Below are 11,458 nucleotides of genomic sequence, written 5' to 3'. Positions count from 1 at the left end.
TTAAAGAAAAGATATGAAAAAGATATTTATATATGCATTCACGGGCTTGTTATTAGTAACAGCAGCCGGATGTAAAAAGCTTGAAAATTTCGGTGCAACCAATGTTGACCCAAATACAACAACTCAGGCAAACACATCAGCCTTACTTACAAACTCGTTGGTGGGCTTGGCAAGTTATGCTTATGACACTAATGCTGGATTTTACGGTCAGTATTTTTCTGAAACACAATATCCTGATGCTTCACTTTACACCGTAACAACTAACAGACCCTTTACAGGTTACTATAGCGGTGCATTGTATGATTTACAGAACATACAGCTTCAGAATACCAGCAACAATATGAACCAGGTATCTAAGATTGTTCAGCAGTATATTTTCTGGACAATAACAGATCGTTTCGGAGATATTCCTTATAGCCAGGCTTTAAAGGGCATCGAGTTCAATGCCCCGGCATATGATACCCAGGAATCGATTTATAAGGGAATGATTTCGACATTGACTTCAGCCGTAGCTGCTTTCGATAATTCGGGCATCTCTGGAGATATTATGTTTAATGGCGATGTGGCTTCATGGAAAAGATTTGCAAATTCATTAAGAATGATGATGGCACTTCAGTTATCGAAAAGATACCCTGGTGCAACTGATTATGCTGCAACACAATTTAAAGCGGCGTTGGCTGATGCTAACGGATACATCGCTACAAATGCGCAAAATGCTAAAATTGTTTACAATGTAAACTATAAAAACCCGGTTTGGAACGAATATAACGGTCGTAAAGATTTAGCAGAAAGCAAAACAATGACTGATCTTATGACGACTACATTAGGTGGTGATGCAAGACAGGCAGCCTATGGTGGCGCTTCTGAAGTGCCAGGTAACACGGCTTCTTCAAGCTTGGGCGTTCCATACGGCGTTACAAGAGCAGCAGCTACAGGCTTTACAGATGCAAATCCATCTTGGGCTCGTGTTTTAAGGGGCGATTTGCGTTTAGAAACAAGTCCTTTTGTTATTTTATCTGCGGCTGAAGTTGCTTTGGCTCGTGCTGAAGCTGCCAACATGAGTTGGACCACAGAACCTTTAGCTACTGTTTACACTAGTGGCATTGCGCTATCACACGAACAATGGGGTGTTGGTGCGCCGTCTGCTTCATATTTAGCCGGATCTAATGTTGCAATCGGAGCCGCAGGATCAGCTGCTAACCTGAAAAATATTGCCACTCAGGAATATGTTGCAAGTTATCCAAATGGTTTAAGATCATGGAACGTTTATCGTAGAACTGGTTTCCCTGCATTAGTTCCTGCAGCAGCAGCAACAAACTCAAGTAAATTAATTCCACGCAGATATTCTTATCCATCATCTGAACTTACCTCCAATTTAGCAAGTGTAACTGCTGCTATTGCAAGGTTAACGGGTGGTAATACACAAGACGCCAGGGTTTGGTGGGATTTATAGTATTTAAGGAAAAAATTAATTTTAAAAAATAAAATTATGAAACAAAGATTTTTAAAATACCTTTCCTTAGGGATTGTATTAACGTCGGTTCTATTTACTTCATGTAGAAAAGATGATTTTGTATCTGGTGATGATCCTCAGGCAACTTTAACTGCTGGTAAAACTTTCATAAAAGTTGCAGAGGGGCCTGTAAATGCGCTTTACTTTTCTCCTTTTACTGATGTAAGGAATGTTAATTTGTTTACAATTAGAAAAGACGCCAGTAACAGCGATGAACAAGCAACTGCAACTACAGTTCAGCTAACATCTGCACCGGATGTAATCACTAAGTATAATACTGACAATAGTGAGGACTATGTTCTCCTTCCAGAATCTATTTATACTTTAGTATCTAATTCAAGCATAGTTAAAACGGCATCTGGCTATACATTCAATTTCGCACCTGGTGAGTTCGCTAAAGAACTAAAAATTTTGTTAGATGGTAGCAAATATGACTTATCAAAAAAATATGCTGTCGCTTATAATGTAACAAGTACAGGCAATGCATCTTTAACTGCTACGACTCAAAAATCCATAATCGTATTGATTAGCATTAAAAACAAATATGATGGAATTTATGCGGTTACTGGGACAATGGTGGATGTAACTAATGCGACTTTGTCACATGTTAACAATGCTTTGGGTACCGATGCGCCAATGCAATATGAGCTAAGAACTATTTCTGCTACAAAATGTGCGGTTTACGACAACTACGTTTATGGCGGTTTTTACGCAGTAATATCAAGCGCTGGCTCATTTTCTCAATACGGTTCATTCTCTGCAGTATTTGAATTTGATCCTGCCACTGATAAAATTATTGCGGTAACAAATTATTATGGACAGCCTGCAAGTAATACACGTGCAGGTCGTTTAGACCCAACAGGCGTTAATACTTATAACAATGGAACGATCACAGTTAAGTACAATATGCTGCAGCCAAGTGTCGTAACTGCTGCTCCTAATGTTAGAACAACATGGGATGAAACCTGGAAATATTTAGGTTCTAGATAATACGATTTATTACTAAGAGGCTTCCAAAATTGGAGGCCTCTTTTTTTTGAATAATATTTCCTTTATATTTATGTTCTATCTTAAAATTAAACTATGAAAGCCTCTAAATATTTTAATCAAATTTTTTTCTGTGTATTGTTGTTTTTCAGTATAACTTCTTATGCACAAATTACAACTGTAAATACTTATAAAAATCTCATAGCAACAAAAGAGTCAAGGGGCGATCTCCAGGGTTCTCCATATTTATTTCCTGAGTGGGAAGCCGCTACAGTTAAGTTTTCAATGGGAATAAATCCACTTAAAGAAAACGTGAAATATGACTTATTGGAGGATGTTTTAGTTACTAAAGGTGAAAATGACCAGGAATATACATTTAAAGATATGCCTACCGAATTCATTTTGTCGAATACGAAGGAAGTTTACAGAAACGGCTTCAAACCTGTTGACGGCATGAGCATTAAAACATTTTATAATGTAATTTACGACGGGAAAGTTAAATATCTGAAGAAGCTTTCGAAAACAATTATCGAAAGCAAGGGCTATAATTCTGCAACTGTCACCAAGAAAGTGACCGACATGACAAATTATTATTTAGTTATAAATGATAGTGCTCCGGTTAAAGTAAAAAATAATGAAAAGTCTTTTATTACAGTCTTGGGAAAGGGAGATGAACTAACTAAGTTCATAAAAGAGAATAAGATAGATTTGAAAACCAATGAAGGCGTTATAAAGTTTCTTAGCTATTACGACACCCTTTAGACGGATATGATGACGGCAAACCTCTAAATTGTTTGTCTCCGCTTTGTCATAAATAAATTTTCTTTTAGTTAATTAATGTTAATTATTTTTTTCAGATCTATATTTAAGGTTTTTAAAACTAATTATTAATTAACTTAAATTTCATGAAAAAACTTTTACAAAGTTTGTTCGTCATGATGTTTATTGCTTTTTCTGCAATAGCTCAGGAACGAACAGTTACTGGTACAGTTACCTCTAAAGAAGACGGTTTACCTATCCCGGGAGTGACCATTAAAGCCGTTGGCGGAGCAGGCGGTGCTCAAACTGATGGTAACGGTAAGTATTCAATTAAGGTAACAAATTCAACTAATTCTTTACAATTTTCTTATTTAGCTTACGTTTCGGCAACTTTAAACATACCCGCTTCTGGTATTTTAAATGTTTCATTAACACCGGAAGAAAATACATTGCAAGATGTAAACATTGTTCAGGTAGCTTACGGTACTCAGCGCAAACAAGATGTTGTAGGTTCATTAACTACCGTTAGTGCATCGCAATTACAAAAACAGCAAGTAACATCAGTAACTCAGGGTTTACAAGGTTTGGCTACGGGCGTATTGGTAATCAATGGTTCCGGTCAGCCTGGAACAAATCCTACCATTCGTATTCGTGGTGTGGCCTCTGTAAATGCCAGTGCTGAACCATTAATTGTATTGGATGGACTTGCTTACTCAGGAAGCATAAACAGTATCGGCCCAAACGATGTTGAAAGCATGACGGTTTTAAAAGATGCCGCTGCAACTTCGTTATATGGCTCCAGAGCTGCAAATGGTGTAATCTTAATCACTACGAAACGTGGTAAAAATGGTGAAGCGGCTATTAACGCTTACGCCAATTATGGTGTATCGTCTAGAGCTGTCGATGAGTATAAATATGTTTCATCAGAAGACTATATGAAACTTGCTTGGGAAGCGCAAAAAAATTATGCCACAGGTCTAGGTATTGCCAACCCTGGTCAATATGCCTCGACAAACTTGATCACAGGCTCAGCAAACACTTATGGATTAAAATACAACCCATACAATGTTGCGAATCCGATTGACGCCAACGGTAACTTAGTTCCGGGTGCTTCATTATTATGGGATACAGACTGGGCAAAAGAAGGAAGTAATTCCGCGATTAGACGTAAGAATGTCGGTTTGAATATTCAAGGTGGATCTGATAAATTCAGATATTTCTTATCGACCGATTATTTAGATCAGGATGGAGCGGTAAAAAATTCAAACTACAATCGTTTAACAACTCGTTTTAATGGTGATGCAAACCTAAGGTCGTGGTTAAAAGTCGGTTTAAACTCGTCTCTTGCCGCTACGAAGAATAATAATCCGTCGCAATCAGGAAGTGCTTTCAGTAATGCAGTTCAATTTGCCCGTATTGTGTCATCTATTTATCCATTATATAGAAGGGATACTAACGGAGGTTTAGTATTGGATGCGACTGGTGCTCCAATTTATGATTTTGGCGGCTCGGTTGCCGGCCAGGCCATAAATAGCGGCCGTCCTGCAGCTGCTAACACAAACGCAATTGCGCTTCAGCAATTAGATAGAAATACTTCTGAAGGCATTCAATCTTCATTAAATGCATATACTGAAGTTGCCTTTACAGATTATTTAAGGTTTAAATCAAATGTTGGTATTAATCGGAATGTTGGATCAACCCTGGTATATGTAAATCCTTTATTAGGTGATGCTGCTCCTGTTGGCGGGCGTGTTACAAGAGGACGAAACTTACTGACCGACTGGACTTGGAACAACATGTTAAGTTTTGATAAAAGTTTCGGTAAACATAGATTAGGCGCGATTGCGAGTACAGAAGCCTACGATTATAAGAGCGAAACATTATCTGCCGGTACGACTGGCTTTCCGGCTCCTGGGCTTTATGAAGTATCTCCAGGATCAACTAAAGAAACCGCTGCATCCGGAACTGTCCGCAGAAGAATCGAGAGTTATTTTGCTCGTGCAACCTACAACTATGATAGCAAATACTATTTAGAAGGTTCGATCAGAAGAGATGGTTCTACACGTTTTGCTTCTGATAAACGTTGGGGTACTTTCTATTCGGTTGGTGGGTCGTATGTTATTTCAAACGAAAGCTTTATGGCTAATCAAAAAGTGTTTGATTACTTAAAACTTCGCGCATCTTATGGAGAGATAGGCAATGAGGGATTAACAAGTTCTTTCCCTTATATCAGTTCATACTCAACATTATATCCTGATTTGTCGAATCCTGGTGTTTACTTAACGACGCTTGGAAATCCTGATGTGACATGGGAAAAACAAGGCACATTTAACGTAGGTTTAGATTTCGCAGTTTTAAAAAACAGAATTTCTGCGTCAATTGAGTATTACAACAAAAACACATTTGATTTATTATTTTCAAGACCTCTACCTAACTCAAGTGGCTTTACTGCTATTGATGATAATGTTGGTAAAATTAAAAATCAAGGTTTTGAATTCACTATCGATTCGAAAAACTTAACTGGCGCATTTAAATGGTCAACCAATTTAAATTTTGCAACTTTAAAAAACAGAATCACAGCTTTACCACAGAATTTTATCATCTCCGGGACTAAACGCCTGGAAGTGGGTGTTCCATTATATGATTTTTATACCTACGAATGGGCTGGTGTGAATCCTGACAATGGAAAACCACAATGGTATGCAGATGATCCGAACAATCCAGGAGGTACGATTATTGTTAACGCGATTGCTACAGCAAGACGATCACTTCAAGGCTCTGCTTTGCCAAAATTAACTGGTGGTTTAACCAATACATTTGAGTACAAAGGATTTGATTTATCTGCATTATTTAATTTCTCCCTTGGAGGCAAAATTTTAGATAGTGACTATATTTCATTGATGCACGGATTTTCGAGTTTAGGTGGCGCTTTAAGTACCGACATCCTTGACAGATGGACAACCCCAGGTCAGGTTACTGACGTTCCCGCATTGAAATTTGGAAATAGCGACTACGGTAACGCGTCAACACGTCACTTGTTTGATGGTGATTATTTACGATTGAGAAACGTCACTTTTGGTTATACATTACCTCAATCCGTAATTTCGAAAACAAAGAATGTTGTTAAATCAATGAGATTCTACGTGCAGGGAGATAATTTCTGGACATTATCTAAATTGAAAAAAGGTGCGGACCCTGAAACTTCCATTGACGGAGTAACTTCACAAAGTTCAGCTACATTTAAGACATTTACCTTTGGTTTAAATGTTGGATTTTAGTATTAATTAGAAATAAAATATTATTATGAAAAATATAGTAAAAGGCACACTTTTCGTTGCATTTGCATCAAGTGTTCTATTTTCAGGATGTAAAAAATCCTTTTTGGAAGAGCCTAAACCAGCCACAGCAGTTTCCGCGGTTGACGTGTTCGCTACCGAGGCGGGCGTTAGAGCAAACTTATCGGGAATGTACAGGGTTTTAAGAACTCAATATGGCTCATCTACAGATGTATGGGGCATCGCATCAGTCAATCTTGCTCGGGAAGCAAAGGGATTGGATGTGGGTTTGCCTGACGGAAACTGGTATAATTTCGATTATTTGCAAGATAACCGTGAACCTACATTCAGAAGAGTTTCTTTTACCTGGAATTTCTTCTACGATTTTATCAATGCTTCAAACGTAGTAATTGATGGCGTAGAAAAAGGAAATTTATCCGCAACAGCTAAAGCTCAATTCTTATCAGAAGCGAGGGCTTTCAGAGCTTGGTGCTATTTTGAATTGGTGAGAGAGTTTGCTCATTCTTACAGCGAGAACCCAAATGGGCCCGGTTTACCAATATATACTACGCCTACTACGGCTGCTACAACAGGGAATCCAAGATCAAAAATAGGCGAGGTTTATAAATTAATACTGAGCGACCTTGAGTATGCGGCTGCAAATTCTGGTACGTCGAGGGGAATTAAAGATGTTATTAATAAAGATGTCGTTAATGGCTTGTTAGCCCGGGTTTATTTAGAAATGGGTATGGTTGATAACTCCTATCTTACAAAAGCTATTGCTGCTGCACAAGTTGCAAGAGCATCTTACCCATTAACTGTTTCAGAACTTTCGACAACAATGACCTCTGATTTTTCAGCAAAAAAAGAAGTGATGTGGGGTTTTCCTCAAGCGGCGGATCAAACAACTTATTATGGCACGCCATCAGCGTTCTGGGGAACATCTGGGACTGGTTATTTTAACTTTTTCGTAGACCCGAATTTTGTAGCTCAATTTTCAGCAACTGACGTGAGAACATCGAAGTTTGTTACACCTGCCGGTGCTACTTATGTGGGAATTAAGAAATATAAAACAACAAAATTTGGTACAACAACAAACTTTACTGATTTCTTAGTGATGATGCGTAGCCCTGAGATGTATTTAATTGAGGCTGAAGCAAAAGCAAGATTAAATGATCCAACAGCAGGAAGCGTTTTATTTGCCGTTCAAAAAAATAGAGACGCATCAGCTGTTGCATCGGGTAATACCGGAACCGCTTTAATTAATGAAATACTATTAGAAAGAAGAAAAGAGTTGTTTGGCGAAATCGGTATTGGTTTCTTAGATATCAAGAGGTGTAACTTACCTTTTTCAAGAAGTAATGGTCACGTCGTTAGTGCTCAACTTAGTTTTCCGGCAAACTCTAATCGTTTAACATTAAAAATACCTCAAGCAGAATTTGATTCTAACAAAGCTTTAACTGTTGCTGACCAGAATCAGTAAATAGTTAAAATCAGTAGTTTTTAAACCCCCGGTAAATTAAAAAATATCGGGGGTTTTTTATTTCACGCAGCGTGCTACTTTATAATTATTATTCGGCATAGCGTTATTTCTTGATCTTATCAATGTCATTATAAAATAATAAATCTTTCTTAATTATAAGCCCATTTTTTTACAGCCAAACATGTTGAAAACTAAAAAGTGGCGTCAGTCAGGTATCTGCTTAATATTCCGTCCGTTACATTCACCTACTTAATCTGTAGGATTTATTATCGTAAAATTTGCATTACTTTATACTTTTGTATACATTAGTGTCAAACTATTAAACCTAACTAAATTTTTATGAAAAAACTTTTACAAAGTTTGTTCATCTTGCTATTTATTGCGGGAACCGCATTCGGGCAAGAAAGAACAATCACAGGAACAGTTACGGGTAAGGAAGACGGTCAGCCGTTACCTGGCGTAAGTGTTAGAATTAAAGGCACATCAGGCGGAACAACGACTGATGCCAGCGGAAAATACTCGATAAGGGCAGCTGCAGGAGCTACTTTAGAATTTACCTCAATAGGCTATACACTTTCTAGTCGCCAAATTGGAACTTCAAATCAAATCAACGTGTCTCTATCGTCAGACGAAAACACATTAACAGATGTTGTTGTTGTGGGTTACGGCACGGTGAGTAAAAAAGACAATACCTCCTCTGTTTCGAAGGTTACGGGAGACCAGGTTACTAATGTCTCCATCCCATCTTTTGATAGGGCATTGGCTGGTAAAGCGACAGGGGTGCAGGTTATCACACCATCAGGTCTACTTGGTCAGGCGCCACAAATCAGAATCAGGGGTGTAAATTCAATCAGTTCTGGTACATCTCCGCTTGTAGTTATTGATGGGGTGCCATCTTTAAGTGGCAACGTAGGTGGTTTTACAAGTGCAAATGCATTAGCCGATGTTAACCCGAATGATATCGAATCGATTGATATCTTAAAAGATGGTGCTGCTACTGCTGTTTACGGTTCGAGAGCAGCGAATGGTGTTATCTTAATCACAACAAAAAGGGGTAAAAACGGCACAACTTTTACTTACGATGGCTTTGCAGCTATAGCTAATGTTTCCTCTAAGTTCGATCTTTTAAATGCAGACCAGTTTATCGAAATCGCAAATGAAAGATTTGCTAATGCTGGTCAGGCAACCCAGGCAAGACCAACCTCAGATGGAATGGGTGGTTTTATAAATACGGATTGGCAAGATTATGTATTCCGCCAATCAGTGCAACAAAACCATGCAGTTGCCGCTTCGGGAGGAACAGATAAAACTAAGTATTATTTCTCTTTGGGATATTCTGATCAAAAAGGTGCTATTGTTTCAAACTCTTTAACCAGATATACATTAAGAGCAAACGTTGATCAAAAAATTAATAAATTTTTAACCTTTGGTGTTACTTCAGGTTTAACTTACCAAAATAACTTAGGTCCGTTAGCAGGTTCTAATAACCTTTCCGGTAATACATTCGCTGCCATGCGTATGTTACCAAACGTACCGGTTTATAATGCGAACGATCCTACTGGTTATAATATTACACCAGACAGAAGAGCACTAGGCGCTGGCGGCAACTTGATTCCGATTTCTGATAACATCCCTAACGTTATGTTCGTTTTGGAAAATAACGTTAGAAAATCTCAAACGTACAGATTGTTAGGTTCAACTTATCTTGAAGCAACAATTTTACCAGGCCTAAAAATCAAAACACAATTAGGCGTTGATGGTTCTTATGTTGATGATTTTGTATTTACAGATCCAAGAGCAGGTGATGGTTTAAGTGCAAACGGATCAATCTCTCAGGCATACTCTCCAATTTTTACTTGGAACTGGCAAAACATTCTAACTTATACCAAATCTTTCAATAGCGCACACAATTTAGATATTACCTTAGTACAAGAGCTTCAAAAAAGAAGATCTTCATTCTATCAGGCCAATATCTCAAATATATCCGACATCTTCTTTAATCAGAACATTACTTCAGGAACGTTCGTAACACCAACTGTTGGTGGTGGTTTAACCTTTAACGGTATAGAATCTTATCTTGCAAGGTTAAGTTATAACTACAAAAGTAGGTATTACATTGGTGGTTCAATTCGTAGAGATGCACTTTCTGCATTGCCAATTGCAAACCGTGTAGGTTATTTCCCAAGTGCATCATTTGCCTGGAGATTATCAGAAGAGAGTTTCTTTAAAAACTCTGGAATCAGTAATGTTTTAAGTGATGTTAAGTTGAGGGGTTCGATTGCTGAAGTTGGTAATACTGATATTGGCTCATTCCCATACTTAGGTACTTATGGTGCTGCGGCTTATGGAAATCAAAGTGGTATCGCATTTAACAATACAGGTAATCCAGATTTGAAATGGGAATCACAAAAAACTTACGATCTGGGATTAGATTTTGGTTTATTTAAAAACAGAATTAATATAGTTACTGCATACTGGAGAAAAGATAACGACGATATCATTCTTTCTGCACCAACGCCGCCTTCAATCGGTATACCAGGAAACAGCATCAGCAGAAATATCGGAAGCATCAGAAATGATGGTTTTGAGTTTGCAGTATCTTCTGACATTTTCTCAGAAAGTAAAGTGAAATGGAATGCATCATTAAATTTCTCAACACAAAGAAACGTAGTTAAAGGTTTGGTTGATGGGCAGGATATCCCTGGCGATTACAACATCATCAGAGTTGGAGAATCTATTAGAGCAATTTACGGTTATGACTATGCAGGTGTTAACCCGGCAAATGGTAATCCTCTATGGAAAAAAGGCAACGGACAAATCATTCAAGGTAACATCAATAATTCGACATATTATCTGTATGATGCCGCCAATCCAGGTGTGTTAGGCGCACAATCAACTCTTAATGCAAATGCAGACCGTCGTGTTTTAGGAAATTCACTACCAACATGGTTTGGAGGATTTAACAATACAATTACCTATAATAATTTTGATTTAAATGTTTTCTTACGTTTTCAAGGCGGAAATTATATTATGAACCGTTCACGTCAGGATTTATTGAACATGAACTTTGTAAATAACGGCACGGAAGTTTTAGGTAGATGGCAAAGTGCAGCAAATCCTGGTGATGGAAACATGCCGAGATTGTATGCTTCCCGTAGTGCGTTTGTAAACTTAGAAAACTCTGCATCAACAAGATTCGTTGAAAAAGGTGATTTTCTTCGTTTAGATAACTTGGCTTTAGGATACAATTTTACCGGAGAAGTAACCAGGAAATTAGGCATCAGCAAACTACGTTTATATGCTTCAGCACAGAACGTCTTTGTAATTACAGGTTATTCTGGTCTGGATCCAGAGGTTAACACATCGGGAGCGGGTGTAGATTTTAACGGCAACCCTCAATTGAGAACATTTACATTTGGTCTTAACTTAGGTTTTTAGTGT

The 11,458-nt window shown here is 37.9% G+C and carries 6 protein-coding genes; all 6 read left to right on the top strand.

Annotated features, from left to right (window positions below; genetic code table 11):
• Positions 1–13: 13 nt before the first annotated feature.
• The 6 genes from ASF92_RS00400 (at position 14) to ASF92_RS00375 (ending at position 11,455) form a co-directional block, all read left to right on the top strand.
• Entirely contained in the window at positions 14–1,453 is a 1,440-nt protein-coding gene (locus tag ASF92_RS00400; protein ID WP_056086202.1) for a SusD/RagB family nutrient-binding outer membrane lipoprotein, read from the top strand.
• 36 nt (positions 1,454–1,489) lie between these two features.
• The gene (locus ASF92_RS00395; protein WP_056086199.1) at positions 1,490–2,503 is read left to right on the top strand and encodes a DUF1735 domain-containing protein; all 1,014 of its coding nucleotides are present in this window, start codon (positions 1,490–1,492) and stop codon (positions 2,501–2,503) included.
• A gap of 93 nt (positions 2,504–2,596) precedes the next feature.
• Complete coding sequence (locus ASF92_RS00390; protein ID WP_056086195.1) at positions 2,597–3,262, top strand: hypothetical protein; 666 nt, start codon at positions 2,597–2,599, stop codon at positions 3,260–3,262.
• A 143-nt stretch (positions 3,263–3,405) separates the two neighbouring features.
• On the top strand, positions 3,406–6,537 hold the full coding sequence (locus ASF92_RS00385) for a TonB-dependent receptor (protein ID WP_082489411.1): 3,132 nt from the start codon (positions 3,406–3,408) through the stop codon (positions 6,535–6,537).
• Between the two features lie 25 nt (positions 6,538–6,562).
• Positions 6,563–8,017 (top strand): RagB/SusD family nutrient uptake outer membrane protein, encoded by a 1,455-nt coding sequence (locus ASF92_RS00380; protein WP_056086190.1) that lies wholly within the window; start codon positions 6,563–6,565, stop codon positions 8,015–8,017.
• A gap of 339 nt (positions 8,018–8,356) precedes the next feature.
• Positions 8,357–11,455 (top strand): TonB-dependent receptor, encoded by a 3,099-nt coding sequence (locus tag ASF92_RS00375; RefSeq protein WP_056086187.1) that lies wholly within the window; start codon positions 8,357–8,359, stop codon positions 11,453–11,455.
• Positions 11,456–11,458: the final 3 nt, after the last annotated feature.

It is taken from the genome of Pedobacter sp. Leaf176, assembly GCF_001424305.1.
Lineage (GTDB): Bacteria > Bacteroidota > Bacteroidia > Sphingobacteriales > Sphingobacteriaceae > Pedobacter.
The sequence above is the reverse complement of the archived record's forward strand: the minus strand, read 5'-3'. Positions and strand labels throughout refer to the sequence as shown.

Coding starts and splice junctions, on each gene's coding strand:
- ASF92_RS00390 (WP_056086195.1), top strand. CDS start 2,597: ATGAAAGCCTCTAAATATTTTAATCAAATTTTTTTCTGTGTATTGTTG.
- ASF92_RS00385 (WP_082489411.1), top strand. CDS start 3,406: ATGAAAAAACTTTTACAAAGTTTGTTCGTCATGATGTTTATTGCTTTT.
- ASF92_RS00380 (WP_056086190.1), top strand. CDS start 6,563: ATGAAAAATATAGTAAAAGGCACACTTTTCGTTGCATTTGCATCAAGT.
- ASF92_RS00395 (WP_056086199.1), top strand. CDS start 1,490: ATGAAACAAAGATTTTTAAAATACCTTTCCTTAGGGATTGTATTAACG.
- ASF92_RS00400 (WP_056086202.1), top strand. CDS start 14: ATGAAAAAGATATTTATATATGCATTCACGGGCTTGTTATTAGTAACA.
- ASF92_RS00375 (WP_056086187.1), top strand. CDS start 8,357: ATGAAAAAACTTTTACAAAGTTTGTTCATCTTGCTATTTATTGCGGGA.